Genomic DNA, 24418 nt, shown 5'->3' on the forward strand with positions numbered 1-24418 from the left:
CGATCGCTGTTGGAGCGGGTTCACCCGCGAAAGGGCCGGGCCTGTTCACTTTGATGCCAGCCCATTCCCATCACCAGACACACCAGCAACCCTTTTATGCTTAACTGTTCGCTCAAAACCAGCGAACACTTGCCCCATGCACTTGCCCCTCGACCGCACCAGCCCCACCCCGCTGGTGCAGCAACTCACCGACCACCTGCAAACCTGGATCGGCCAGCAGCGCCTGCGCCCCGGAGCGCGCCTGCCATCGATCCGGGCTTTGGCCCGCAGCCAGGCGGTCAGTGCATCGTGTGTGATCGAAGCCTACGACCGCCTGGTCGCCAGCGGCTGGCTGGAGGCCCGCCACGGTACCGGCTTTTTCGTCGCCGAACGCAAAGCCGGCCTGGCCATGGAAGACGCCCAACCCTGGGGCGAGGCCGGCGATGGTAGCTGGCGGCAGTTTCGCGAGGGCCATGACGAGTTGCTCAAGTTGGGCTGCGGCTGGCTACCCAGCAGCTGGCGCGCCGCCACCGAACTGGCCCAGGCAGTGCGCCAGGTCAGCCGCGGCAACCCACAGGACCTGTTCGACTACTGCCCGCCCCTGGGCTTGGCCAGCCTTCGCCAGCAGTTGCACAAGCGCCTGGCGCAGCTGGGCATCGCCGCCGGGCCCGAACGTATCCTCACTACCCACGGCGCCAGCCACGGCCTCGACCTGCTGGTGCGCACCCTGCTGCGCCCGGGTGACACGGTACTGGTGGAAAACCCCGGCTACTACAACTTGTACAACCTGCTGCGCCAGCACCAGGTACACATGCTGCCGGTGCCACGCACCGCCGAAGGCCCGGACCTGGCCACCCTCGAAGTCCTGCTGATGGCGCACAAGCCGCGCTGCCTTTTCACCAACAGCCTGTACCAGAACCCCACCGGCACCAGTCTGACGCCCAAGGTGGCCTACCGCCTGCTGGAGTTGGCCCGCGAGCACGACCTGCGCATCATCGAGGACGATATCTACGCAGACTTCCAGGAAGGCCCGGCAACCCGCCTGGCCACCCTCGACAGCGAGCAGCGGGTAATCTACATGGCCAGCTTCTCGAAAACCCTCAGCAGCTCGCTGCGGGTCGGCTACCTGGTCGCCGACCCGGCATTGCTGGCGCGTCTGGCTGAGTTGAAGATGGTCAGCGGCATCGGCACCTCGCGTTTTGCCGAGCAGGTGGTGGGGCAGATGCTGGCCAACGGCAGCTACCGCAAGAGCGTGCAGCGCCTGCGTGTGCGCCTTGGGCAACACATGGCCAGGCTGCTCGGCCAGCTGGAGCAGGCGGGCTGGCAGGTGTTCTGCGAGCCCTACGGCGGCATGTTCGTCTGGGCCTGCGTGCCGGGCCGGGATTTCGCCAGCCTGGAACGCCTGGCGCTGGAACACGATGTGCTGCTCACCCCCGGCAGCGCCTTCGATTACCAGGGCGCGGCCAGCGCCTGGCTGCGCATCAATGTCGCCTACGGGCAGGACTCCCGCGCCCAGACCTTCCTTCAGCACGCAGGGCGACCTCTGGCAAGCTGATAGCGACATGCTCATAGCTATTTGACACTATTCTGACGTCAGGCCCTTGTTCATCGGCTGGCAACGTTGCCACCCTTGGCCTTCGGGATAACCTCGCACGCAGAAGGGGAATCGGCATGGGCGCGAGCAAGCACGGTGTGCTGGCCAACCTGGGCATGGCCCGCAAACTCGGCCTGGGCTTTGCCTTGGTGCTGGTGCTGACCCTGGCGGTGGCGGCCATTGGCATTGCCGCGCTGCACAGTGTTGGCCAGCGCTTCGACAGCTTGCGCCAACTGGCCCAGTTCAATACCGACCTGCTGCGCTTGCGCCAGCACGAGCAGGCCTTTGCCCTGCGCTCCGACCTCAAGCAGGCCGAGGCCTTGCGCAGCGGCCTGCAGGGCTTGGCCGAACGCGCCCGTGGCCTGCCGGCGCTGGCGGCGGCGGAAACTGACCTGACGGCCTATGGCCAGGCATTCGAGGCCTTTGTCGAAGCGGTGCAGGCCAAGGAGCTGGCGCTGGACATGGCCAGTTGGTCGGTATCCAGCGTGGCCAACAATCTCGATGTGTTGCAGGCCGGCCTGGCTGATGACGGCGTGTACACCCTCAAGCAGTCCCAGGGCCAGGAGGGCGGCGCGTTCCTCGAGCAGGCCGGGCAGGTGGCGCAGGTGTCGCGGCTGATGCTGCAGGCCATGGACGAAGCGCGGGTACGCCTGGAAAAAAGCCGCAAGGGCGAAGAGGGCGTCAGCCAGGACCGCATCGCCCAGACTGTCGAGGCCGCCAGCCTGGTCAGCCAGTTGCAGGGCGCCGTCAGCGATGCCGGCTACCAGAGTGTGCTGGGCGAAGTGGCGGGGCACATCGGCAGCTTCTCGGAAAAACTCAACGAATACACTGACCAGTTGGCCCGCGAGCAGGGCTTGAAGGCGCAATTGCAAGCCAGTGCCGAGCAAGTCACCAGTCGGGTCGACCAGGCCTATGTGGGGCAGGAGCAGGCCCTGCAGGGCGAACTGCAACGCAATGCCGTGGCCATCGGCCTGGCCACGGCATTGGCGCTGCTGGTGGGTGTGCTGGCCGCTTGGCTGATCACCCGCGCCGTGGTTGGCCCGCTCAAGCATGTGATTGCACGCGCCCAGCGCATCGCTGCCGGTGAACTGAGCTTTGACGCCCTGGAGCCGCGCCGTGACGAAGTAGGGCAGCTGATGCAGGCCATGCAGCAGATGGCGGCGGGCCTGTCTGGGATTGTCAGCGGTTTGCAGCAGGGCATCGAGCAACTGGCTGGCAATGCGCAGGCGCTGTCGGCGGTGACCGAGCAGACCAACCGCGAGGTGGGCAGCCAGAAGGAAGAGACCGAGCAGGTGGCCACCGCCATGCAACAGATGACCGCCACCGTGCACGATGTGGCGCGTAATGCTGAAGAAGCGGCGCAGGCGGCCCAGGCTGCTGATGAGAAGGTGGATTCCGGGCAACAGGTGGTGCGCCAGAGCATGCAGCGCATCGAGCAACTGGCGGCGGCGGCGGAGACGGCCAGCGCTGGTATCGACAGCCTCAGTGCCGAGATCCACACCATTGGCGACGTGCTGGAAGTGATCAAGAGCGTGGCTGAGCAGACCAACCTGCTGGCGTTGAATGCTGCTATCGAAGCCGCCCGCGCGGGCGAGCAGGGGCGTGGTTTTGCCGTGGTCGCTGATGAGGTGCGTGCGCTGGCGCGGCGTACCCGGCAGTCTACCGAGCAGATCGAGACCTTGGTCGCCAGCCTGCGCGGCAATGCCCAGCAGTCGGTGGCGCAGATTCGCGGCAGTACCGAGCTGGTACGTTTGGCGGTGGCCGATGCGCTGCAGACCGAAAGCGCACTGGGCAGCATTGCGGCGGCGGTTTCATTGATCCAGCAGATGAACCAGCAGATTGCCGCGGCGGCCGAGCAGCAGAGCTCTGTGGCGGAAGAGATCAGCCGCAGCGTCACACAGATCCGCGGCAGTGCCGATCAGGCGGCGTTGGCGATGCAGGACAATGCCCGGTCGAGTATCGAGCTGGCGCAGTTGGGTACTGACCTGAAGGGGATGGTGGGGCATTTCAGGTTGTGATCTGGGCCTGGGCTTTGTGTTGCCTGTACCGGCCTCTTCGCGGGCACGCCCGCTCCCACAGGGATATCACTGGACCTGAGGGCAATGATATCCCTGTGGGAGCGGGCGTGCCCGCGAAGAGGCCAGTACAGGCAACAAAAACCTTCAGCCCCTGCGCGGGTTGAGGATCATCAAGGCCAGCACCCCCGCCACGATCCCCCAGAACGCCGACCCAATCGAGAACAAGGTCAGCCCCGAAGCGGTCACCATGAAGGTAATCACCGCCGCCTCCCGCTCCCGTGCTTCGCTCATGGCCACGGTCAGCCCGTTCATGATCGAGCCGAACAGTGCCAGTGCTGCAATCGATAGCACCAGCTCTTTCGGCAGCGCCGCAAACAGCGCCGCCAAGGTCGCGCCGAACACCCCGGCAATGCCATAGAAAATCCCGCACCACACCGCCGCGGTATAACGCTTGGCCGGGTCTTCATGGGCATGCGGCCCGGTGCAGATCGCCGCGCTGATCGCCGCCAGGTTGACCCCGTGCGAGCCAAACGGTGCCAGCAGCAGCGAGGCAAAGCCGGTGGCCGAGATCAGCGGCGAGGCCGGCACCTGGTAGCCGTCCGCGCGCAGCACGGCCACACCCGGCATGTTCTGCGAAGTCATCGCCACCACGAACAGCGGGATGCCAATGCTAATGGTCGCCGCCAGCGAGAAGCTTGGCGTGGTCCACACCGGCGTGGCTGCTTCCAGGCGGAAGCCGCTGAAGTCCAGCAGGCCCAGGGCGCCGGACAGCGCGGTGCCCACCAGCAATGCGGCCAGAACGCAGTAGCGCGGCGACAGGCGCTTGACCAGCAGGTAGCTGAAGAACATGCCCAGTACCAGCAAGGTGCGGTGCTGGGCGGCAACGAAGATTTCGCTGCCGATCTTGAACAGAATGCCCGCCAGCAGCGCCGAGGCCAGCGAGGCCGGGATGCGCTTGACCAGGCGCTCGAAGCTGCCGGTCAGGCCACAGATCAGCACCAGCACAGCACAAGTGATGTAGGCGCCGATCGCCTCGCCATAGCTGACCCCGCCCAGGCTGGTGATCAGCAAGGCGGCGCCGGGGGTGGACCAGGCCACGGTGATCGGTGTGCGGTAACGCAGCGACAGGCCGATGCTGCACACCGCCATGCCGATCGACAACGCCCAGATCCATGACGAAATCTGCGCGCTGGTCAGCCCGGCAGCCTGGCCGGCCTGGAACATCAGCACCAGCGAGCTGGTATAGCCGGTGAGCATGGCGATGAAGCCGGCGACCACCGCCGACGGGGAGCTGTCTGCCAAGGGCCGCAGGCGTGCGGAAGTGGCATCGTTCATGAACAAAGTCCTTGTAAAGGTGTAAGCAGTTTTTTCAGACTACAGCGAGCAAGGTTGATTCTTGCCATACAGCGGCCATTGCTTTTAGCCGTACAGTCGCCAACTATTGGGCGCAAATGCAGAACTGCTTGGCAGTGGAGGGGCGATGTACAAGGTCTATGGCGACTACCAGTCGGGCAACTGTTACAAGATCAAGCTGATGTTGAGCCTGCTCGGCCGACCATACGAATGGCACCCTGTGGACATCCTCAAGGGCGAGACCGAAACACCGGAGTTCCTGGCGATGAACCCCAACGGCAAGGTGCCGGTGCTGGAGCTCGAGGACGGCAGCTACCTGTGGGAATCCAATGCCATTCTCAACTACCTGGCCGATGGCAGCGAGTTCCTGCCCACCGAGCCACGCCTGCGCACCCAGGTGTTGCAGTGGCAGTTCTTCGAGCAGTACAGCCATGAGCCGTATATTGCCGTGGCGCGTTTCATCCAGTTCTACCTGGGGTTGCCGGACGAGCGCCTGGAGGAGTACCGCAAGCTTCACAAGGGCGGTTACAAGGCACTGAGGGTGATGGAGCGGCAGCTGCAGATGACGCCGTACCTGGTCGGCGAGCAGTATTCGATTGCCGATGTGGCGTTGTATGCATACACCCATGTGGCGCATCAGGGCGGGTTCGATCTGGCCGATTACCCGGCAGTGAGGGCCTGGCTGGAGCGGGTCAGCAGCCACCCGCGGCATGTGCCGATGGTGGGCTGACCTTTAGCCTGTACTGGCGCTATCGCCGGCAAGCCAGCTCCCACAGGTTCACCACAGGGCTGAATATTGTGGGATCCCTGTGGGAGCTGGCTTGCCGGCGATAGGGCCGGTACAGGAAACCTGCAAACCGTCAGGCCGAAGCGAACCGCTCATCCAGGTAGGCAATGATCGCCTTGGACTCATACATCCAGGTCACCTTACCTGCTTCTTCAATGCGCAGGCACGGCACTTTCACCCGGCCGCCACCTTCCTGCAGGGCCTGGCGGTGCACCGGGTCGTTCTTGGCATCGCGCAGCGCCACCGGCACGTTCAAACGGTGCAGGGTGCGGCGTGTCTTGACGCAGAACGGGCAGGCGTGGAACTGGTACAGCGCCAGGCCCTGGGCCGCTTGCTCGACGCGGGCCTGGGCGGCGGCGTCGCGCTTGCGCTTGGCCGGGCGGCTGATCCAGTCGCCGAACACGATGAGCTGGCCGAGGCCAACCCGCAGGGCTTTGACGATCATGGGCAACTCCTGAAATGAAAAAGCCGACCCGGCAGGGTCGGCTCGGGGTCAGCAGCCAATCACTTGATCAGGCTGAGGAACTCGCTGCGGGTAGCCGCGTTTTCGCGGAACTCACCCAGCATCACCGAGGTGATCATGGTCGAGTTCTGCTTCTCGACACCGCGCATCATCATGCACATGTGCTTGGCTTCGATGACCACGGCAACGCCGGCGGCACCGGTTACCTTCTGCACGGCCTCGGCAACCTGGCGGCTGAGGTTTTCCTGGATCTGCAGGCGGCGAGCGTACATGTCGACGATGCGCGCCACCTTCGACAGGCCAAGTACCTTGCCCTTGGGCAGGTAGGCCACGTGCGCCTTGCCGATGAACGGCAGCATGTGGTGTTCGCACATCGAATACAGCTCGATGTCCCGGACCAGCACCATTTCGCTGTTGTCAGAGCTGAACAGCGCGTTGTTGGTGACTTCTTCCAGTGTTTGCTCATAACCGCGGCAAAGGTACTTCATCGCCTTTGCAGCCCGCTTGGGCGTGTCGAGCAGGCCCTCACGGGAGACGTCCTCGCCAATCTGGCTGAGGATCTCGGTGTAGTTCTGTTCCAGGGACATGGATCTACCTGTGGGAAAAAATCGCAAAAACGAAGGGTACGGCGGCGAGGGCGGCGCTGCAAGCGCGGCGTTACTCGTCGCGGCCTTCGAGCATGGTTCGCTTGAGCATCACATACACCGCGCCGGTGCCGCCGTGGCGGGCGTTGCACGAGGCAAAACCGAGCACCTGCGGGTGCTGGCGCAGCCAGGTGTTGACGTGGCTCTTGATCATCGGGCGCTTGCCGTCCAGGCGCGCGGCCTTGCCGTGGGTAACCCGCACGCAGCGCACTTCCAGCTTGGTGGCTTCGGCGATGAAGTCCCACAGGGTTTCGCGGGCCTTTTCCACGGTCATGCCATGCAGGTCGAGGCTGCCCTCGAACGGAATCTGCCCCAGCTTCAGCTTGCGCAGCTGGCCTTCCTGCACGCCATCGCGGCGCCACAGCAGCTCGTCTTCGGCGCCAACGTCGATGACGAACTGGTCGGACATGCCGTCGATCACCAATGCCTTGTCACTGCGCACGGTCGCCGCCTGGCGCAGGCCGGCCAGCTTCTGGCGGTCGGCCTTTGGCTTGCCGACTTCGGCGCGGTCGTGCGTGATCGGTTTGACACCGCGCACTTCGGCCTTGAACAGGGAAAAATCGTCGTCTTGCATGATGCCTCCACGTGGGCGGCGTAGTTTACGCGACTGTGGGGCCTTGTGCAGCCTGTGCGGGCCCTATCGCCGGCAAGCCGGCTCCCACAGGGATATCACAGCGGCTGAAGGGAGCGGGGTACCTGTGGGAGCGGGCGTGCCCGCGAAGAGGCCGATACAGGTAATACAAACCCATCAGTCATGCTTCTTCATCAGGTGCGGCGACAGGTTCAGCTCGCGCCCGCGGCGCAGGCGAATGCGGCTGCGCCGCCAGAAGCGCACGCCCAGCCACAGCAGCAGCAAACCGGCCACGGTGAGGATGCCGGCCAGCGGTTTGTTGGCGTTGAGCTCCGCCAGCGCAGGGTAGTTGCCCAGCAGGCCGGCGACACCGGCCATCGCCAGCAGCACGCCAAGGGTCGCCAGCATGGCCGACAGGCCGGCCGCCAGGCGGGCGCCCCAGTTACGCGGTTCGCGCGGGCGCAGGCGCTTGGCGTCGAAACTGCCTTTGAGCTTCATTCCGCTCTCCTCTGTGGATATCCGGAATTCGACCTGGAGCCGCCCATCGGGTTCCGCCCGGCTGCCGGGCGGTTGTACCCAGCCGATCAGATCAGGCTGGCGGTAGGGGCCACGCAAGCGAAGTTGTCGGCCATCACGGCCATTTCGCACTGGTGGATTTGCGCGGCCGGGATCACCCCATCCTTGAATGCCAGGTCGCGTGTCGCCGAAGCGTCTTCCACCAGGGTGCAGCGGTAACCATAGTCCTTGGCGCGGCGTACCGTGGTGCTGACGCTGGAGTGGCTCATGAAGCCGCAGACGATCAGGTCCAGGTGGCCCAGCGCCTGCAGGGTCTCATGCAGCTGAGTATTCTTGAATGCATTGGGCATGCGTTTTTCGATGACGATTTCGCCTTCCAGCGGCTCCAGCCCCGGAATGAACTGGCCGGCCGGCCCTTGTGGGTCGAAACGGCCACCGACAGTGCCCAGGTGGCGAACGTGGATGATCGGACGGCCGCTCTTGCGCGCGGCGTCGAGCAACCTGGCGATGTTGGCCACGGCCTCGTCCATGCCCGACAGCGCCAGGGGCCCGCTGAGGTACTCCTTTTGCGCATCGATGATGATCAGGCTGGCGTGGCTCAGCTTGGCCGGCGGATAGTCGCGGCCAGTGAGGCGAAACATCGTGGTTGGAACGGACATCAAGGGCTCCTTGGATAGGGCTTTTGTATACCTATTGTCCCCTGCCTTGGCGCCAATGGGAATGGTTGACAACGCAAGCGGCATGGTTACTGGCTTGTGGCTAGCCATTGGGCAAGGCAAAGGAACAAATGTGCGGGTTGGGCTGTTAGACTTTTGTCCGGTCTGAATTAGGAGTACCCCGTGATCACATCCCGCCTGCGCACGCTGCGCGACTATATCCGCTGGGCGGTCAGCCGCTTCCATGAGCACGATCTGTTCTTCGGCCACGGCGCCGACAACGCCTGGGACGAGGCCCGCCTGCTGGTGCTGGGGGCGGTGCACCTGCCGTGGGAGGTGGCCGACAGCTACCTGGACTGCATGCTCGAGGACGACGAGCGGGTACGCCTGCAGCACCTGCTCAAGCGCCGTATCGAAGAACGCGTGCCGGCTGCCTACCTGCTGGGCGAGGCCTGGTTCTGCGGCATGTCGTTCATCGTCGACGAGCGCGTGCTGGTGCCGCGTTCGCCGATTGGCGAGCTGATCGAGAAACGCTTCGAGCCGTGGCTGGCGAGCGAGCCGGCGCGCATTCTCGACCTGTGCACCGGTTCTGGCTGCATCGGCATCGTTGCCGCCGACGTGTTCCCCGAGGCCGAGGTAGTGCTGGCCGACCTGTCGTTCGAAGCGCTCGAAGTGGCCAACCAGAATATCGAACGCCACGGCCTGGATGGGCGCGTGTACACCGTGCAGGGCGACGGTTTTGGCGGTTTGCCGGGGCAGCGTTTCGACCTGATCCTGTCCAACCCGCCGTATGTCGATGCCGAGGACTTCGAGGACATGCCGGCCGAGTATCACCACGAGCCCGAGTTGGGCCTGGCCTGCGGCAACGATGGCCTCGACCTGGTGCGGCGCATGCTGGCCGAAGCGGCGGACCACCTGACCGACAAGGGCTTGCTGATTGTCGAAGTGGGCAACAGCCAGGTGCATGTCGAGGCGCTGTACCCCGAAGTGGACTTTGCCTGGCTGGAATTCGAGCGCGGCGGGCATGGGGTGTTCATGCTGACCGCCGAGCAGTGCCGCCAGCATCAGGAGCTGTTCAAGGCCCGGGTCTGATTCCATGGCCTCTTCGCGGGTAAACCCGCTCCCACAGGAATTGCGCAAAGCCTGAGGACAGCGCTGTACCTGTGGGAGCGGGCAAGCCCGCGAAGCAGGCGACGCGGTCTCAGCGCGTGGCAATCCAGATCAGCAACCCCGCCTGGAACACCGCAAACGCCACCAGGCAGGTGATGGTAAAGCGCAACCCGCTATCTTCACGCTGGTACTTGGCAACCCGTTCATCCCGCTCACGCAGTTGCCCTTCCTTCTCCTGCAACTGCTGGTCAGCCTGCTGCAGCAGGCCGGCAGCATCCAGTATCCCCACTCGCTGCAAGCGCTCGCTGTTCCACGCGCCCTTGAGCTGGCCCACGGTCATTTCCACGGTACGGCCCTTCAGGTGCTGGCTGTCCTCGTACTCCACCTCGATACCCACCCCGCGCAGGCAGTGGTCACGACGCAGGCGTGAGTCTTCGTTCAGCGCATCCTTGCTCGGCAGCGCCATGCCCTCGATCCGGTAGTGCGACCACTTGCGCTGCAGCCATTGCGCGGCCTGAGCCAGCAGGAAGCGGCCGATGCCACGGTTCAGCGGCTCCAGTTGCAGGCCATGTTCATTGCCGATGCGCACCAGGCGCTCGGTGTGGTCGACGCGAATGTCCAGGCGGTTCTGTTCCTTGTGCACTTTCTGCCCAGGCAGCTGGATTTCCATGCGCAACAGGCTGTGGGCCTTGTCGTGGCGTTCGGCATAGCCGAACTGCACAAAGCGCAGTGGCCGTGCGCCGGTGTTGCGGTCGGTAGGCAGGGCGGCCAGGCGCAACAGCTGGAAATGTTCGGCGGCCAGGTCGGCCCAGGGCAGGGCGGTGCTTTCCTCGGGCTCTTCGGCCGGCTCTACGGCGGTAGGGGCGGTTGTCATCAGGGCTTGTCCTTGGGTACGGGCATGCGGCAGGGGCTGCTGCGCAGCCCATCGCCGGCAAGCCAGCTCCCACAGGGACCGCAGGGCATTCAGGCCTGTTGTGTTCCTGTGGGAGCTGGCTTGCCGGCGATGGGGCGCGCCAGCGGCCCCAAAGTTCCGCTAATACTGAAATATCGGCCGTACCGGCAAAGACCTGAGGGTCAGGCAGATGGCAAATGCTGGATAAACGTCACAATCTGCTCGCCCAGCTCCCTTGCCAGCGGCAGTTCAGGGTTGAGGTAGCTGTCGCGCTGCTGGCTCATCGCCTTGGGGCTGATGCGCAGCATGTGGTTCATGCCATCGATCAGCACCAGTCGGGCATCCGGCTTGGCCGCCTTCAGCCGTTCGGCGTCGACCACCCCCACTTGCACATCGTTGCGCCCCTGCACGATCAGCGCGGGCATTGGCAGGCGGGCAAAGGCCGCCGCCGGGTTCTGCTGGAACAGCGAAATCAGATAGGGCTGCACGCTGGGGCGGAACACCTGGCGCAGCGGCGCCGGCACCTCCAGGCTGGTCTGCCCGGCCTGCAGGCGGTCGAGCAGGGCGCTGCCACCGGCCAGTTGTGCCGGCGGCAGGCGCTGGGCCAGCTGTTCGCGCAGCACCTCGGCCAGCGGCCGGCCGCTGCCGGCCAGGGTAATCACCGCGCTGGCACCGGCCTGCTCGGCGGCCAGGCTGGCGATCAGCGCGCCCTCGCTGTGCCCGATCAGGATCAACGGGCCGAAGCGCGGGTCGGCCTTGAGCTTGTGGCTCCAGGCGACCACATCGGCCACGTAGCGCTCCACGCTCAAGTCACGCTCGTCGGGCGTGGCCGGCTGGCTGGCGGCCACCCCGCGCTTGTCGTAGCGCACGCTGGCGATGTGCTCGTTGGCCAGCAACAGGGCCAGGCGCTTGAGGTTGTCGACCCGGCCTGACGCCGGGTTGTTGCCGTCACGGTCAGTGGGGCCGGAGCCGGCGATGATCAGCACCACCGGTGGTGGGGTGGCCTGTTGCGGCAGCAGCAGGCTGCCGTGCAGCACGCCCTGGCCGGTGTCGAGGTCGATCGGGCGTTGCAGCACGGTGGGGGCGGCGGCTTGGGCCAGGCCGGTGCACAGCAGGAAGAACAGGGCGACGAGGCGCGACATCATGCGGTACTACATGGGGAGATGAGGATTTGACCCAGTGTTTGCGGGAAGGTTCTCGGGCCTTGCCTGGCAGGTTCGGCCTCTTCGCGGGCTCGCCCGCTCCCACAGGTTTACCACAGACCTGCGTCGTGGGGGTACCTGTGGGAGCGGACGAGCCCGCGAAGAGGCCAGCACAGGCGATCAATCCATCTGTATACTGCCGCTTTCGTTCACTTCAGGCAGATCTCGCGGAGCGTCCATGTCCGGCAATACCTACGGCAAGCTGTTCACTGTCACCACCGCTGGCGAGAGCCATGGCCCGGCGTTGGTCGCCATTGTCGATGGATGCCCACCGGGCCTGGAAATTTCCCTCGCCGACCTGCAGCACGACCTCGACCGGCGCAAGCCCGGCACCAGCCGGCACACTACCCAACGCCAGGAAGCCGACGAGGTGGAAATCCTCTCCGGCGTGTTCGAAGGCCGCACCACCGGCTGCTCGATCGGCCTACTGATCCGCAACACCGACCAGAAGTCCAAGGACTACTCGGCGATCAAGGACCTGTTCCGCCCGGCCCACGCCGACTACACCTACCACCACAAGTACGGCATCCGCGACTACCGTGGCGGTGGCCGCAGCTCGGCCCGCGAAACCGCCATGCGCGTGGCCGCCGGCGCCATTGCCAAGAAATACCTGGCCTCCCAGGGCATCACCGTGCGCGGCTACATGAGCCAGCTGGGCCCGATCGAAATCCCGTTCAAGACCTGGGAGTCGGTGGAGCAGAACGCCTTCTTCAGCCCTGACCCGAGCAAAGTGCCCGAGCTGGAGGCCTACATGGACCAGCTGCGCCGTGACCAGGACTCGGTGGGCGCCAAGATCACCGTGGTCGCCGAAGGCGTCATGCCGGGCTTGGGCGAGCCTATCTTCGACCGCCTCGACGCCGAACTGGCCCACGCGCTGATGAGCATCAACGCGGTCAAGGGCGTGGAAATCGGCGCCGGCTTCGCCAGCGTGGCCCAACGCGGCACCGAGCACCGTGACGAACTGACCCGGGAAGGTTTCCTCAGCAACAATGCTGGCGGCATCCTCGGGGGTATTTCCTCGGGCCAGCCGATCGTTGCCCACCTGGCACTGAAGCCTACCTCCAGCATCACCACCCCGGGCCGTTCCATCGACATTGACGGCAACCCGGTGGATGTCATCACCAAAGGCCGCCACGACCCGTGCGTGGGCATCCGCGCCACGCCCATCGCCGAGGCGATGATGGCCATCGTGTTGATGGACCACCTGCTGCGCCACCGCGCGCAGAATGCCGATGTGAAGGTGAATACCCCGGTGCTGGGCCAGCTCTGATTCGCTTGCACTGGCCCTATCGCCGGCAAGCCAGCACCCACAGGATTACCACAAGCCTGAACATTGTGGGGTACCTGTGGGAGCTGGCTTGCCGGCGATAGGGCCAGTACCGGCAACCCCATAGGCGACCCCATGCAACCAATCCCCTACTGGCGCCTGTCCAGCTTCTATCTGTTCTACTTCGCCCTGCTCGGTTCCACCGCCCCGTTCCTGGCGCTGTACTTCGACCACCTGGGCTTCTCTCCGGCACGCATCGGCGAGCTGGTGGCCATCCCCATGCTCATGCGCTGTATCGCCCCCAACCTGTGGGGCTGGTTGGGTGACCGCACCGGCCAGCGCCTGCTGATCGTGCGCCTGGGCGCATTGTCGACCCTGGCCACCTTCGCTCTTATCTTCCTTGGCAAAAGCTACGCCTGGCTGGCGCTGGTCATGGCACTGCACGCATTCTTCTGGCATGCGGTGCTGCCGCAGTTCGAGGTCATTACCCTGGCCCACCTGCACGGGCAAACCGCGCGCTACAGCCAGGTGCGCCTGTGGGGCTCGATCGGCTTCATCCTCACCGTGGTCGGCCTGGGCCGGCTGTTCGAGTGGCTGAGCCTGGATATCTACCCGGTGGCGCTGGTCACGATCATGGCCGGTATCGTCGCCGCCAGCCTGTGGGTACCCAATGCCCAGCCGGTGGAGCAGGGCGAGCGCACCGGCGCGGGCGGCTTCCTGCAGCAGCTGCGGGCGCCCGGGGTGATCGCGTTCTACGCCTGCGTGGCACTGATGCAACTCAGCCACGGGCCGTACTACACCTTCCTCACCCTGCACCTGGAACACCTGGGCTATGCCCGGGGTGCCATCGGTCTGCTGTGGGCACTGGGGGTGGTGGCCGAAGTACTGGTGTTCATGGCCATGAGCCGCATCTTCGCGCGCTTTTCGGTGCAACGGGTGTTGCTGGCCAGCTTCGTGCTGGCGTCGCTGCGCTGGCTGTTGCTGGGCAACCTGGCCGGTGAGCCGGCGGTGCTGGTGTTCGCCCAGGTGCTGCATGCTGCAACCTTCGGCTGTTTCCATGCCGCCAGCATCGCTTTCGTCCAGGCCAGCTTCGGCGCCCGCCAGCAGGGCCAGGGCCAGGCGCTGTATGCGGCGTTGTCGGGCACTGGCGGTGCGCTGGGGGCGTTGTATTCGGGCTACAGCTGGAAACTGCTGGGCCCCACCTTCACCTTTGGTATGGCCAGTGCCGCAGCTTTGGCTGCAGCCGTTATCATTGCCCTTTGTTCGCAACCGACCAGGACCCGCCCCTGATGAGCATTCTCAGCGTTTTCCATCTCTCCAGCCCGGAACTGCCGAACAAGGTGCTGACCCACCACGACGACATCACCGCCACCCTGGCCGAGCAGGGCGTGCGCTTTGCCCATGCCGCGCATGGCCTGCGGGTGCGCCCGGGCACGGCCCAGGACGAGGTGCTGGAAGCCTGTCGCGATCACCTGGACCAGTTGATGACGGCGCACGGCAGCAAGGCCTTCGTGGTGCTCAACCGTGACGGTGAGGCCCCTGCGCAGGTAGATGTACGCGATGAGCATGTGCATGACGCCGAGGAGGTGTTTGCCGTGGTCAGCGGGCGGGCGCAGGTTGGCCTGCGTTTGGGGGATTGGGTGTATTCGGTGCTGTGCGAGAAGGGCGACCAGCTGGTGGTGCCGGCGGGGACCCGGCGCTGGGTCGAGCTGGGCGATGTACCATTTTGCCTGGCGTTGCGGTTGTATGGCAGCGAGCAGGGGATACAGCCGAGGTTTACCGGAGATGTGACTGCGCGGGCGTTTCTTGGCATCGATGAGTTGTGATGGTTTTGCCGGCCTCTTCGCAGCACAAGGCTGCTTCTACAGGTAAAACGCGAAGCCTGAGGCCGGCGCGGGCCCTGTAGGGGCAGCCTCGTGCTGCGAAGAGGCCAGATCCACCAAAACCAAACTCAGCGATAGGTCGGCAGGGCAAACCGCTGCTGGCTCTGCAGCATCGAAATCACCGGCAACTCGCTGGCCTGCTCGGCCAAATCCCGGCGGATGGCGCTGATCGCCCACGAAAGCTGCTCGGCGCTGTGCAATTGTGAATAGGTCAATACTCGGCGGGTGACCTTGCCATCAGCAGCGCGCAGGGTCAGCAGCACACCACCGTCGGGGCGGGCCTGAGTGTTCACCTGATAGGCCGAAAATACCGAAACGAACTTTTCCTGGATGAGGTCCATATCAACTCCTGGCTGTTGTGTGACAGACGTGAGTCGATCGTTGCAGTGTCCGTGCCAGGAACTTTTCTTTGAAAATTTCCTTTAATTTCAGGAGGTTACGCACTTTTTTCTTAAGCGCTTCCGTGCAACCTGCACGGTCGTGCATTTTGCACAGTGCATATTGCACGACAGGCGGCCAGCTATCGGCCCGATAGAATCTGAACCTTTGACCCGGCAGCCTTGCCTGACAAAGACTTGGGCAACGATTTCTGCCAGGAGGTTCCAAATGTCCAGCCAACCCACGCCTGCAACCATGACCGACGACGAAACCGCCGCCTTCGCCGAGCAGGTGTTCGAACGTGCCCGCCAGGGTGATGCCGAGATGCTCGGGCGCCTGCTAACCAGTGGCCTGCCGGCCAACCTGCGCAACCACAAGGGTGACACCCTGCTGATGCTGGCCAGCTACCACGGCCATCATGACGCAGTGCGCGTGCTGCTGGCGCATGGCGCCGACCCGCTGATTGCCAACGATAACGGCCAGCTGCCCATCGCCGGTGCCGCGTTCAAGGGCGACCTGGCCATGATCCGCCTGCTGCTGGAACACGGCGTTCCGGTGGACGCCGCCGCGCAGGATGGCCGCACCGCGCTGATGCTGGCGGCCATGTTCAACCGCAGCGAGATCCTCGAATACCTGCTGGCCCAAGGAGCCGACCCGGCCCGCCAGGATGCCCGTGGCAGCACCGCGCTGATGGCAGCGCAAACCATGGGGGCCGTGGACGCCGCAGCGCGCCTGCAAGTGCTGGCCGGCTAACCGCAAGGGGGCATTTGCGGCTATCCTTGGCGACTTTTCACCCGTCGCAGGCCCCCTTTCATGAAAACTCAGTTGCTCGAATTCATAAGCCTCATTGGCGCTGGCTGCATGCGCGAGGAAGACATCGAGCGCATCGCCGACGAGGCCGCCCAGGCCTACGCCGACCCCGCCGCTTTCCTGGCCGCCAACCCCGACATCAACTACGACGACAGCTTCCCCATCCCGCTTGGCGAATGGGTGGTGCTGGGCAGCCTGCCGGACACCGTGGTGTTCCAGGCCGACAGCTACCAGGAGCTGTTCCAGCAGATCAGCGATTCGTTCGACCAGAGCGTGCCGTTTACCCTCAAGCCCAAGCAACTGGCCCGCACCGAGCCGCTGACCGCGCTCAACCGTATCCAGGTGCAGATGGGGGCGTTGAACAAAGAGGCGGGTGGATATGTGCTACTCAACTTCAGCCAGTTGCTGGATGACGAGCTGCAGATGGTGATGGTGGGGCAGAACGACCTGGCGCGGGTGCTGGAGCTGGGGGCAGAGGTGGGGATCAAGGTCGAGCCGGCCCTGGAGGCCTTGAAGGTCGCCGTGCACGTCTGATTTCCGCGGTTGCTTCTTCGCGGGCATGCCCGCTCCCACAGGATAATCACTGGGCCCGAGGGCAGTGGAGTCCTGTGGGAGCGGGCAAGCCCGCGAAGAGGCCGGTTCAGGCAACCTGAATAGTCAGCCCAGTGCGGTATCCAGGAACATCATCACCGCAAACCCACCCATCAACCCCAGGGTCGCCGCTGTCTGGTGCCCATTGCGGTGGGTTTCGGGAATCACCTCGTGGCTCACCACAAAGATCATCGCCCCTGCCGCCAGCCCCATGCTCACCGGGTAGGCCAGGGCAAAGCCGGTAGAAATCCCCAGGCCGATCACCGCGCCCAGCGGCTCCATCAGCCCCGATCCGATCGCCACGAGCGCAGCCTTCAGGTTCGACAACCCGGTAGCGCGCAAGGCCAATGCCACCGCCAGCCCCTCGGGGATGTCCTGGATGGCGATGGCGCTGGTCAGCGGCAGGCCGATGTTCATGTCGCCATTGGCAAAGCTCACGCCAATGGCCATGCCCTCAGGCAGGTTGTGCAAGGTAATCGCCAGCACGAACAACCACACCCGGCTGATGCGCTCGGCCTCCGGGCCGCAAGGGCCGGTGCTTTCGTGTTCATGCGGGGTGAAGCGGTCCAGGCCCAGCATCAGCAGCACGCCCAGGCCCATGCCCAGCACCACGGTAAAGGCCGCGGCCGGGCCGTTGCCGGTAATTTCGCGGGCGGCATCCAGGCCCGGCAGAATCAGTGAAAACGAACTGGCCGCCAGCATCATGCCGGCGGCAAAACCCAGCATCACATCCTGCGTGCGCGCCCTGACATCGCGCAGCACCACCGCCAGCACCGCGCCCAGTGCCGTGGCACCAAAGCCGGACAACCCGCCCAGTGCGGCCAGGTGCAGGTTTTCAGCGTGGTCGCCGTTCACCGCGTTCCACAGGCTTGCCCCGAGCAGTACCAGTACCACCAGCAGGCTAAGGGCCAGGCCAGCACCTATCCATGGGTTGTCGTGCATCTGTTGGCGCCAGGCGCTGACGGGCGATGGCAGGGCAACGGGGTGGGTATTAGCGGGGGGCATGGCAACCTCGAAATCGATGGATACAGAAGTTTAAGCAGTGACCCGCGCAAACGGCCAAGGATTCCCTTCTATCGACGTGATAGCTGGCTATGCTGTGCAGCAAAAGCTTTTGACAGGAGTTTTGGCATGGGGTCGACGTTCAACAGCCTGGTCGGGCTGATCATTCTGGCGCTGGATATCTGGGCCATCCTCAATGTGATCAAGAGTGGCAGCGAAGTGGGCATCAAGGTGTTGTGGATCCTGCTAATCGCCTTGCTGCCGGTGGTGGGGCTGGTGATATGGGCGATCGCCGGGCCGCGGGGGAATGTGAGGATCTGAATGGCTGTGCCGGCGATAGGGCCGGAACAGACAAAACCCGCAACACCCCCGTGACAAAATTTTCACATTGGTTTAAACAGAATCCGCACCCGCACAATGCTGCGTTGGTATACACCTGCGCCATCTCCGCAAACCCGCAATCCTAGGACCTTCCCATTCATGGCTAACCCGGACGCCTTGAAGCAACGGGGCGCGCGAGCGTCGTTCTCGCCCACCCTGAAATCCCACCTGGCCTACACGCTGCTCAGCGGCCTGGTGATCATGCTGATGCTCAGCCTCGTGCGCCTGGCGCTGCTGGTCTACAACAGCGACATGATCGGCGATACCCCCAATGCGACCGTCGCCGAAGGCTTCCTCAACGGCTTGCGCTTCGACCTGCGGGTGGTGGTGTACATCAGCATTCCGCTGCTGCTGGCCATCCTCAGCCCCTGGGCCATGGCCCGGCGTGGCCTGTTCCGTTTCTGGCTGACCATCACCTCGAGCGTGGTGATGTTCCTCGGCCTGATGGAGATGGACTTCTATCGCGAGTTCCACCAGCGCCTCAACGGCCTGGTGTTCCAGTACATCAAGGAAGACCCGAAGACCGTGCTGAGCATGCTCTGGTACGGCTTCCCGGTGGTGCGCTACCTGCTGGCCTGGCTGTTCGGCACCTGGCTGCTGAGCCTGCTGTTCAAGGGCATCGACCGCATGACCCGTGGCAATGGCGACGGCGAGGTCACCCTTCAGCGCCGCGCGGCCCCGTGGTACAACCGCCTGGCGGTGTTCATGGTCATCCTGCTGGTGGCCGTGGTCGCCGCCCGTGGCACCTTGCGCCAGGGCCCGCCGATGCGCTGGGGTGATGCTTTCACCACCGATTCCAACTTCGTCAACCAGTTGGGCCTGAACGGCACCCTGACCCTGATCGATGCTGCCAAGAGCCGCTTCGGCGAAGACCGCGCCAACATCTGGAAGCCGGTGCTGGAGCAGGACGTGGCCACACAGAGCGTGCGCGAGCAATTGCTGACCGCCAACGACACTCTGGTCGATGCCGACGAGGCAGCCATCCGCCGCGACTTCTTGCCGCCGGCTGAACGCACCCTGCCGATCAAGAACGTGGTGGTGATCCTGATGGAAAGCTTCGCCGGCCACTCTGTGGGCGCGCTGGGCAGCCCCAACAACATCACCCCGTACTTCGACAAGCTGGCCAAAGAGGGCCTGCTGTTCGACCGCTTCTTCTCCAACGGCACCCATACCCACCAGGGCATGTTCGCCACCATGGCCTGCTTCCCCAACCTGCCAGGCTTCGAATACCTGATGCAGACCCCGGAAGGTGGCCACAAGCTGTCCGGCCTGCCAGCCTTGCTCAGCGCCCGCGATTACGACGACGTGTACGTCTACAACGGCGATTTTGCCTGGGACAACCAGTCCGGGTTCTTCGGCAACCAGGGCATGACCACCTTCATTGGCCGTAACGACTTCGTCAACCCGGTGTTCTCCGACCCGACCTGGGGCGTGTCCGACCAGGACATGTTCGACCGCGGCGCCGAAGAGCTGGCCAAGCATGATGGCAAGAAGCCTATCTACGCGCTGCTGCAGACCCTGTCCAACCACACCCCGTACGCGCTGCCCAAGGACCTGCCGGTAGAGCCGGTAACCGGCCAGGGGCGCCTGGACGAGCACCTGACCGCCATGCGCTATTCGGACTGGGCGCTGGGGCAGTTCTTCGAAAAGGCGCGCAAGGAGCCGTACTTCAAGGAAACCCTCTTCGTCATCGTTGGCGACCATGGTTTTGGCAACCACCAGCAGGTCACCGAGCTGGACCTGGGCCGCTTCAACGTGCCGCTGCTGCTGATTGCCCCGGGCATCCAGGAAAAGTTCGGTGCGGTCAACCACACCGTGGGTACCCAGGTCGACATCGTGCCGACCATCATGGGCCGCCTGGGTGGCCAGGCGCGTCACCAGTGCTGGGGCCGCGACTTGCTCAACCTGCCTGAGGGCGACCAGGGCATGGGCATGATCAAGCCATCGGGCAGCGAGCAGATCGTTGGCCTGGTGCAGGGCGACCGCATCCTGATCGAGTCCAAGGACATGACCCCGCGCATGTACCGCTACCAGCTGGGCAGCGAGTTCAAGGCCGAGCTCATCGAAAGCCCGGACCAGCCAGAGATGCTGAAAAAGCTGGAAGCGTATATCCAGACCGCGACCAAGAGCTTGCTGGATAACACTGCCGGTGTAGTGCACGGCACGCCGAAGTAGATCGGGCCGTTTCACGTCCCATTCGCGGGCACGCCCGCTCCCACTGGTACTGCACAGGTTTCGGACCTTGTGGTGGCGCTGTGGGAGCGGGCGTGCCCGCGAATGGGCCCAACATAAATCCCTTAGACTGAACATTCTCCCCACCTAAAGGTCACTTGTTTCAGGCATCACACACCCGGTGTTCGTTGACTGAGAGGGGTCGTTCGATGAAAGAGTGGGAAGTCATTTTTGCCGACCAGAAAGGCGTGCTCACCACCCTGACGCTGCGCGCCGAGCAGTGCCCCAGCGAGGAGGATGCCGCGCGGGCCATCCGTTCGCACCTGTTTCCGGTGATGGACGAACTGGACCTCAACGACTTCCAGGACCGCGCCATTTCCCCCACTGCACGCTGGCTCAAGGAGCAGAGTGGCGTGACCATCACCAGTATCCACGAAACGCCCTGAACCACACGTTTGCGTGGTGCCCTGGCAGGCACTACGCTGCAAGAAGGTGCCGGTCTATTCTGCGGGGCGGTACCGCATCCCTTCGCGTCTTGCATCAGCTCGAACTGCCCGGCCGCTGCCGGCAGGTGCGTAGTGCACGGAAAGTCTATCCATCGCATTATTCAGGAGGACGTTTCATGAGCAGCCAGAACGACGATATCAGCAGCAACGTCCTGCGCCAGATGAAGGCAGGCGGTTTCGACTTCACCCAGATCCACCCCATCGAGTTCTACGCCATATTCCCCGACGAAGCAGGGGCCCGCCGTGCGGCCGGGCAGTTTCGCGGTGAATCGCTGAATGCCCAGGTGAAGGAGCTGGGCGACGGTGCCTGGCATCTGGAACTGAGCAAGGTCATGTATGCCACCCATGGCGGGATTGGCGACTTTGAAGAGGCCTTCGAGCAGCTGGTGACACCTTATGGCGGTGAGGTGGAAGGTTGGGGGGTCAAGCAGGAGCGGCCCATAGCCTGAGATTTTGGGAATTTGGGGCCGCTTTGCGGCCCATCGCGACACTAGGCCGCTCCTACAGGCGTGCGCTTACCCTTGTAGGGGCGGCCTTGTGTCGCGAAAGGGGCGCAAAGCGCCCCCAGGTTCTCAAGGCCTGCGCCTAGCCATATGCCTCAAATAGGCCAGCAATTCATCCAGCTCCGGTTCACTCAAGACACTTTCTGCAAAACCCGGCATCTTCGCCTGCGGCCACTGCCGCAAACTCTGCGGGTCACGAATCAGCTGGCGTAGATATTCGGGCCGAAAATACTCGGTCGGGTTATGCGGCACATTTAGGTCCGGCCCCACCTGTGCATCCCCCGCGCCGTTCAGCCGGTGACACGCCAGGCAGTTCTGCTGGAACAAGGCAAAGCCCCGGCGCACCGGGCTTTCGGCCGGCAGCTTCGGGTCGGGCAGCAGCGCCGGAAAACGCACCTCGACAGAAGCCAGCTTGCGAATGGTGGAAATCTGGAACGGCCACTGTTCCGGGCGGATGCCGCTGGCCTGTGGTGCAGTCCACACCAGGTAGAACGGCCCCGCACTCGGCTTGCCCTGGCCCAGTGGTGGCCACGGCCGGCACGGTTCTTCCACCGCCAGCCACGCCTGTGCCGGCCCGTGCTGCAACAGCGGCGCTGCCGGCATTTCGGCGGCAAAGCCGTCCAGCGCCACCGCTTGCAGATGGTCGCTGGCGCTCACGCCATCCAGCAGCGCGGCCAGCGGCACCGCCCTGTAACGCATGGGCTGCTTGTAGGAAACGTCCTGGTCGATGCTGATGTCCCGGGCCTGCGGGTGATCGAGCAGGTCTGCACTGCTCCACTCGCGCGTCGTGGCGCCCAGTTCAAGGTGCAGCTGCGCCGCCGACAGCGGCAGGCTCAGGAACAACACTAACAGTGCAAGGCAGTGGCGCATGGGTAATCTCCGACCATCAAGGCCAGCAGGTTACCTGTGCGTTGCCTGTTGGCGCCACAGCAGCGGTCAGCCGAACAAACGTGTGAGGTTCGGCAGGATCAGCAGCAAAGTCGTGGCGAAGAGAATGAGCCCAGCTTGGCGAATTTTCGATTGTCTGAACATGGCGGACCGCCTTCTTGTTGTTATTCCTGAATACCCGTTGGCTTCCTTGTCGTGCTTCGGGTCGATCGCAGTGGCGTTGCGTGACGCCTGAACTGCCTGCCTCTTGAAAGTGGATATACAACCAACAGTAGGGTGTGCGTCATCCATGTTTGAGAACCCTTTGTTCTAATGCTGTTGATCGTTGATTTCTTCTGGCTATGAGGCCAAATGCCAGCTGGCTGGCATGCTCTCGCTAGACGGTGGCGCAAGTGCCAGCAGGGCTCCGACGAAATGTGACCGTTCGTCAGTGCGGCCTACTTGCTTGTACGTGCCTTTCGCGTCAGTCTCTACAGCAGATTCCCACCCATGTCGTTCAGGACTATCCCTATGTCGTTACGCATCTGCATCCTTGAAACCGATGTCCTGCGACCGGAGTTGACCGCGCAGTACCAGGGCTACGGCAGGATGTTCGAGCAGCTCTTCTCGCGTCAGCCGATCGCCGCCGAATTTCGTGTGTACAACGTGATGAACGGCGATTACCCCGCCGACAACGAGGTGTTCGATGCCTACCTGGTGACGGGCAGCAAGGCCGACTCGTTTGGTACCGACCCGTGGATCCAGACGCTCAAGGCCTACCTGTTGAAGCTGTACGAGCGTGGCGAGAAGCTGCTGGGTGTGTGTTTCGGCCACCAGTTGCTGGCGTTGACCCTGGGTGGCAAGGCCGAGCGTGCCGAGCAGGGCTGGGGCGTGGGTATCCATCGCTATTCGCTGGCAGCCCATGCGCCCTGGATGGACCCGGAGGTATCGGAGCTGACCTTGCTGATCAGCCACCAGGACCAGGTGACCGAGCTGCCGGAAGGCGCCACGGTGATCGCCTCCAGCGACTTCTGCCCGAACGCGGCGTACCACATTCGTGACCAGGTGCTGTGCTTCCAGGGGCACCCGGAGTTCGTGCACGACTACTCCCGCGCACTGCTCGATGCGCGCCAGGAGTATCTGGGTGATGAGGTGTACCACAAGGCCGTGGCCAGCCTGGCCACCGAGCACCAGGGCGACCTGGTGGGGGAGTGGATGTTGCGGTTTATCCAGCAGCCGGTGAGCAAGCACGACGCGGCGTGAGGGCCCCGGGGCCGCAAAGCGGCCCCGACAATCTCAAAGCCAGCCAGACTTCTTGAAGCTGGCATACAACGCGGTACAGCCCAGCCCGATCACCCCCAGCACCCCGAAATACCCATAGTGCCACCCCAGCTCCGGCATGTTCTGGAAGTTCATCCCGTAAATGCCGGCAATTGCGGTGGGGAACGCCAGGATCGCCGCCCAGGCTGCAAACTTGCGCTGCACGATGCTCTGCCGTGACGACTCCAGCAGCATGCCGATCTCGATGGTCTGGCTGGCGATGTCGCGGATGCCAGCCAGGTCTTCCATCTGCCGTGTCACGTGGATCTGCACATCACGGAAGTACGGGCGCATGTTCTTGTCGATGAACGGGAAGCTCAGGCGCTGCAGTTCCTCGCTCACTTCCACCATCGGTGCCACGTAGCGGCGCAGGCGCAGGATGTCGCGGCGCAGGCTGTGCAGGCGGCGGATATCGTCCTCTTGCAGCGAACCGCCAAGCACGCTCTGCTCCAGCTCTTCGATCTCGCCATGAATGGCCTCGCTGACCGGCTGGTAGTTCTCGGTGACGAAGTCGAGCAGGGCGTACAGCACGAAGTCTTCGCCGTGCTCCAGCAGCAACGGCCGCGCCTCGCAGCGCTGGCGTACCAGGGCATAGGATTTGGAGTGGCCGTTGCGGCAGGTGATGATGTAGCCGTTGCCGGCGAAGATGTGGGTTTCGATGAACTCCAGCTTGCCTTCGTGGCGTACCGGCGAGTAGGTGACGATGAACAGGGCGTCGCCAAAGGTTTCCAGCTTGGGCCGGCTGTGCTTTTCCAGGGCGTCTTCGATGGCCAGCTCGTGCAGGTTGAACTGGCACTGCAGGTTGGCCAGTTCCTCTGCGTTAGGCTCTTCCAGGCCGATCCATACAAAGTGCCCTGGCTTGCGCGCCCATTCGCTGCCTTCATCGATGCTGATGTTGGTGACCTTTCTGCCGGCGCTGTACACCGCCGATGCCACGACTCGACCCATGGTTG

Annotated in this window: 27 protein-coding genes; 14 read left to right on the forward strand and 13 right to left on the reverse strand. The window is 64.0% G+C overall.

The genetic code is table 11. The annotated features are described in order from the left end of the window. Positions 1-136: 136 nt before the first annotated feature. On the forward strand, positions 137-1534 hold the full coding sequence (locus V3314_RS10570; protein WP_338460192.1) for a PLP-dependent aminotransferase family protein: 1398 nt from the start codon (positions 137-139) through the stop codon (positions 1532-1534). Positions 1535-1650: 116 nt separating this feature from the next. After that, positions 1651-3591, forward strand: coding sequence for a methyl-accepting chemotaxis protein (locus V3314_RS10575; protein WP_196174062.1), 1941 nt, complete (start codon positions 1651-1653; stop codon positions 3589-3591). 144 nt (positions 3592-3735) lie between these two features. On the opposite strand, the gene V3314_RS10580 is transcribed toward V3314_RS10575, so the two are convergent. Beyond that, positions 3736-4926 carry a benzoate/H(+) symporter BenE family transporter gene (locus V3314_RS10580; protein ID WP_024086496.1) on the reverse strand — a complete coding sequence of 397 codons (1191 nt, stop codon included), beginning with the start codon at positions 4924-4926 and terminating at the stop codon, positions 3736-3738. Positions 4927-5071: 145 nt separating this feature from the next. Between V3314_RS10580 and V3314_RS10585 the strand changes: the two genes are divergently transcribed. After that, positions 5072-5674: a glutathione S-transferase family protein gene (locus V3314_RS10585; protein ID WP_046615509.1), complete on the forward strand. Its 603-nt coding sequence runs from the start codon at positions 5072-5074 to the stop codon at positions 5672-5674. Between the two features lie 130 nt (positions 5675-5804). Here the strand turns inward: V3314_RS10585 and V3314_RS10590 are convergent, their stop codons facing one another. The 5 genes from V3314_RS10590 to V3314_RS10610 form a co-directional block, all read right to left on the reverse strand. Continuing rightward, positions 5805-6176 (reverse strand): glutaredoxin, encoded by a 372-nt coding sequence (locus tag V3314_RS10590; RefSeq protein ID WP_003260822.1) that lies wholly within the window; start codon positions 6174-6176, stop codon positions 5805-5807. 59 nt (positions 6177-6235) lie between these two features. After that, positions 6236-6781, reverse strand: coding sequence for a GTP cyclohydrolase I FolE (gene folE / locus V3314_RS10595; protein WP_024086498.1), 546 nt, complete (start codon positions 6779-6781; stop codon positions 6236-6238). A 70-nt stretch (positions 6782-6851) separates the two neighbouring features. After that, a complete protein-coding gene (locus V3314_RS10600; RefSeq protein WP_024086499.1) occupies positions 6852-7412 on the reverse strand; it encodes a Smr/MutS family protein in 561 nt (186 codons plus the stop codon). A gap of 174 nt (positions 7413-7586) precedes the next feature. Next, positions 7587-7907, reverse strand: coding sequence for a hypothetical protein (locus V3314_RS10605; RefSeq protein ID WP_024086500.1), 321 nt, complete (start codon positions 7905-7907; stop codon positions 7587-7589). An 86-nt stretch (positions 7908-7993) separates the two neighbouring features. After that, positions 7994-8584, reverse strand: a complete 591-nt coding sequence (locus V3314_RS10610) for a cysteine hydrolase family protein (RefSeq protein WP_025338152.1) — start codon at positions 8582-8584, stop codon at positions 7994-7996. A gap of 180 nt (positions 8585-8764) precedes the next feature. Here V3314_RS10610 and prmB point away from each other — a divergent pair, with 180 nt between their 5' ends. After that, the gene (prmB, locus tag V3314_RS10615) at positions 8765-9673 is read left to right on the forward strand and encodes a 50S ribosomal protein L3 N(5)-glutamine methyltransferase (protein ID WP_085602228.1); all 909 of its coding nucleotides are present in this window, start codon (positions 8765-8767) and stop codon (positions 9671-9673) included. Positions 9674-9782: 109 nt separating this feature from the next. On the opposite strand, the gene V3314_RS10620 is transcribed toward prmB, so the two are convergent. Both V3314_RS10620 and V3314_RS10625 read right to left on the reverse strand, forming a co-directional pair. Beyond that, positions 9783-10565, reverse strand: a complete 783-nt coding sequence (locus tag V3314_RS10620; RefSeq protein WP_085602227.1) for a hypothetical protein — start codon at positions 10563-10565, stop codon at positions 9783-9785. Between the two features lie 200 nt (positions 10566-10765). After that, positions 10766-11728: an alpha/beta fold hydrolase gene (locus V3314_RS10625; protein WP_046615506.1), complete on the reverse strand. Its 963-nt coding sequence runs from the start codon at positions 11726-11728 to the stop codon at positions 10766-10768. Between the two features lie 235 nt (positions 11729-11963). Between V3314_RS10625 and aroC the strand changes: the two genes are divergently transcribed. The 3 genes from aroC to V3314_RS10640 all read left to right on the forward strand — a co-directional run bounded on the left by aroC (position 11964) and on the right by V3314_RS10640 (position 14878). Next, positions 11964-13055, forward strand: coding sequence for a chorismate synthase (gene aroC / locus V3314_RS10630; RefSeq protein ID WP_338460193.1), 1092 nt, complete (start codon positions 11964-11966; stop codon positions 13053-13055). A 132-nt stretch (positions 13056-13187) separates the two neighbouring features. Continuing rightward, positions 13188-14342 (forward strand): MFS transporter, encoded by a 1155-nt coding sequence (locus tag V3314_RS10635; protein WP_046615504.1) that lies wholly within the window; start codon positions 13188-13190, stop codon positions 14340-14342. Next, entirely contained in the window at positions 14342-14878 is a 537-nt protein-coding gene (locus V3314_RS10640; protein ID WP_135001888.1) for an oxidase, read from the forward strand. Before V3314_RS10635 ends, V3314_RS10640 begins: the two co-directional genes overlap by 1 nt. 125 nt (positions 14879-15003) lie before the next feature. Here V3314_RS10640 and V3314_RS10645 read toward each other — a convergent pair whose 3' ends face one another. Next, positions 15004-15276, reverse strand: coding sequence for a DUF3509 domain-containing protein (locus V3314_RS10645; RefSeq protein ID WP_046615502.1), 273 nt, complete (start codon positions 15274-15276; stop codon positions 15004-15006). 265 nt (positions 15277-15541) lie between these two features. Here V3314_RS10645 and V3314_RS10650 point away from each other — a divergent pair, with 265 nt between their 5' ends. Further along, positions 15542-16066: an ankyrin repeat domain-containing protein gene (locus V3314_RS10650; RefSeq protein ID WP_046615501.1), complete on the forward strand. Its 525-nt coding sequence runs from the start codon at positions 15542-15544 to the stop codon at positions 16064-16066. Between the two features lie 60 nt (positions 16067-16126). Next, on the forward strand, positions 16127-16657 hold the full coding sequence (locus V3314_RS10655) for a hypothetical protein (RefSeq protein WP_046615500.1): 531 nt from the start codon (positions 16127-16129) through the stop codon (positions 16655-16657). Positions 16658-16780: 123 nt separating this feature from the next. Here V3314_RS10655 and V3314_RS10660 read toward each other — a convergent pair whose 3' ends face one another. Continuing rightward, entirely contained in the window at positions 16781-17719 is a 939-nt protein-coding gene (locus V3314_RS10660; RefSeq protein ID WP_046615499.1) for a ZIP family metal transporter, read from the reverse strand. 126 nt (positions 17720-17845) lie between these two features. Between V3314_RS10660 and V3314_RS10665 the strand changes: the two genes are divergently transcribed. From V3314_RS10665 to V3314_RS10680, 4 genes are all read left to right on the forward strand, one after another. Continuing rightward, entirely contained in the window at positions 17846-18037 is a 192-nt protein-coding gene (locus V3314_RS10665; protein ID WP_012271091.1) for a PLDc N-terminal domain-containing protein, read from the forward strand. 159 nt (positions 18038-18196) lie between these two features. Next, the gene (locus V3314_RS10670) at positions 18197-20272 is read left to right on the forward strand and encodes an LTA synthase family protein (protein WP_046615498.1); all 2076 of its coding nucleotides are present in this window, start codon (positions 18197-18199) and stop codon (positions 20270-20272) included. Positions 20273-20478: 206 nt separating this feature from the next. Further along, complete coding sequence (locus V3314_RS10675; RefSeq protein WP_046615497.1) at positions 20479-20715, forward strand: hypothetical protein; 237 nt, start codon at positions 20479-20481, stop codon at positions 20713-20715. 176 nt (positions 20716-20891) lie between these two features. Continuing rightward, on the forward strand, positions 20892-21224 hold the full coding sequence (locus V3314_RS10680) for a ribonuclease E inhibitor RraB (protein WP_003260395.1): 333 nt from the start codon (positions 20892-20894) through the stop codon (positions 21222-21224). A gap of 123 nt (positions 21225-21347) precedes the next feature. Here the strand turns inward: V3314_RS10680 and V3314_RS10685 are convergent, their stop codons facing one another. Beyond that, complete coding sequence (locus tag V3314_RS10685) at positions 21348-22148, reverse strand: cytochrome c (protein ID WP_338460194.1); 801 nt, start codon at positions 22146-22148, stop codon at positions 21348-21350. 66 nt (positions 22149-22214) lie between these two features. Continuing rightward, positions 22215-22457: a hypothetical protein gene (locus V3314_RS10690; protein WP_338460335.1), complete on the reverse strand. Its 243-nt coding sequence runs from the start codon at positions 22455-22457 to the stop codon at positions 22215-22217. Between the two features lie 219 nt (positions 22458-22676). Between V3314_RS10690 and V3314_RS10695 the strand changes: the two genes are divergently transcribed. Beyond that, positions 22677-23408 carry an amidotransferase gene (locus V3314_RS10695; RefSeq protein ID WP_038409106.1) on the forward strand — a complete coding sequence of 244 codons (732 nt, stop codon included), beginning with the start codon at positions 22677-22679 and terminating at the stop codon, positions 23406-23408. Positions 23409-23441: 33 nt separating this feature from the next. On the opposite strand, the gene V3314_RS10700 is transcribed toward V3314_RS10695, so the two are convergent. Continuing rightward, positions 23442-24413, reverse strand: a complete 972-nt coding sequence (locus V3314_RS10700) for a magnesium and cobalt transport protein CorA (RefSeq protein ID WP_046615495.1) — start codon at positions 24411-24413, stop codon at positions 23442-23444. Between the last annotated feature and the right edge of the window lie 5 nt (positions 24414-24418).

The sequence above is a fragment of the Pseudomonas sp. TE3-3-F2023 genome, from assembly GCF_036784815.1.
In the GTDB taxonomy this organism is placed as follows: domain Bacteria; phylum Pseudomonadota; class Gammaproteobacteria; order Pseudomonadales; family Pseudomonadaceae; genus Aquipseudomonas; species Aquipseudomonas pudica.

Coding starts and splice junctions, on each gene's coding strand:
- V3314_RS10600 (WP_024086499.1), bottom strand. CDS start 7,412: ATGCAAGACGACGATTTTTCCCTGTTCAAGGCCGAAGTGCGCGGTGTC.
- V3314_RS10570 (WP_338460192.1), top strand. CDS start 137: ATGCACTTGCCCCTCGACCGCACCAGCCCCACCCCGCTGGTGCAGCAA.
- V3314_RS10680 (WP_003260395.1), top strand. CDS start 20,892: ATGAGCAGCCAGAACGACGATATCAGCAGCAACGTCCTGCGCCAGATG.
- V3314_RS10580 (WP_024086496.1), bottom strand. CDS start 4,926: ATGAACGATGCCACTTCCGCACGCCTGCGGCCCTTGGCAGACAGCTCC.
- V3314_RS10590 (WP_003260822.1), bottom strand. CDS start 6,176: ATGATCGTCAAAGCCCTGCGGGTTGGCCTCGGCCAGCTCATCGTGTTC.
- V3314_RS10700 (WP_046615495.1), bottom strand. CDS start 24,413: ATGGGTCGAGTCGTGGCATCGGCGGTGTACAGCGCCGGCAGAAAGGTC.
- V3314_RS10625 (WP_046615506.1), bottom strand. CDS start 11,728: ATGATGTCGCGCCTCGTCGCCCTGTTCTTCCTGCTGTGCACCGGCCTG.
- V3314_RS10660 (WP_046615499.1), bottom strand. CDS start 17,719: ATGCCCCCCGCTAATACCCACCCCGTTGCCCTGCCATCGCCCGTCAGC.
- V3314_RS10675 (WP_046615497.1), top strand. CDS start 20,479: ATGAAAGAGTGGGAAGTCATTTTTGCCGACCAGAAAGGCGTGCTCACC.
- V3314_RS10605 (WP_024086500.1), bottom strand. CDS start 7,907: ATGAAGCTCAAAGGCAGTTTCGACGCCAAGCGCCTGCGCCCGCGCGAA.
- aroC (WP_338460193.1), top strand. CDS start 11,964: ATGTCCGGCAATACCTACGGCAAGCTGTTCACTGTCACCACCGCTGGC.
- V3314_RS10670 (WP_046615498.1), top strand. CDS start 18,197: ATGGCTAACCCGGACGCCTTGAAGCAACGGGGCGCGCGAGCGTCGTTC.
- V3314_RS10690 (WP_338460335.1), bottom strand. CDS start 22,457: ATGGATGACGCACACCCTACTGTTGGTTGTATATCCACTTTCAAGAGG.
- V3314_RS10635 (WP_046615504.1), top strand. CDS start 13,188: ATGCAACCAATCCCCTACTGGCGCCTGTCCAGCTTCTATCTGTTCTAC.
- V3314_RS10665 (WP_012271091.1), top strand. CDS start 17,846: ATGGGGTCGACGTTCAACAGCCTGGTCGGGCTGATCATTCTGGCGCTG.
- folE (WP_024086498.1), bottom strand. CDS start 6,781: ATGTCCCTGGAACAGAACTACACCGAGATCCTCAGCCAGATTGGCGAG.
- V3314_RS10650 (WP_046615501.1), top strand. CDS start 15,542: ATGTCCAGCCAACCCACGCCTGCAACCATGACCGACGACGAAACCGCC.
- V3314_RS10695 (WP_038409106.1), top strand. CDS start 22,677: ATGTCGTTACGCATCTGCATCCTTGAAACCGATGTCCTGCGACCGGAG.
- V3314_RS10685 (WP_338460194.1), bottom strand. CDS start 22,148: ATGCGCCACTGCCTTGCACTGTTAGTGTTGTTCCTGAGCCTGCCGCTG.
- V3314_RS10620 (WP_085602227.1), bottom strand. CDS start 10,565: ATGACAACCGCCCCTACCGCCGTAGAGCCGGCCGAAGAGCCCGAGGAA.
- V3314_RS10585 (WP_046615509.1), top strand. CDS start 5,072: ATGTACAAGGTCTATGGCGACTACCAGTCGGGCAACTGTTACAAGATC.
- V3314_RS10640 (WP_135001888.1), top strand. CDS start 14,342: ATGAGCATTCTCAGCGTTTTCCATCTCTCCAGCCCGGAACTGCCGAAC.
- V3314_RS10610 (WP_025338152.1), bottom strand. CDS start 8,584: ATGTCCGTTCCAACCACGATGTTTCGCCTCACTGGCCGCGACTATCCG.
- V3314_RS10655 (WP_046615500.1), top strand. CDS start 16,127: ATGAAAACTCAGTTGCTCGAATTCATAAGCCTCATTGGCGCTGGCTGC.
- V3314_RS10645 (WP_046615502.1), bottom strand. CDS start 15,276: ATGGACCTCATCCAGGAAAAGTTCGTTTCGGTATTTTCGGCCTATCAG.
- V3314_RS10575 (WP_196174062.1), top strand. CDS start 1,651: ATGGGCGCGAGCAAGCACGGTGTGCTGGCCAACCTGGGCATGGCCCGC.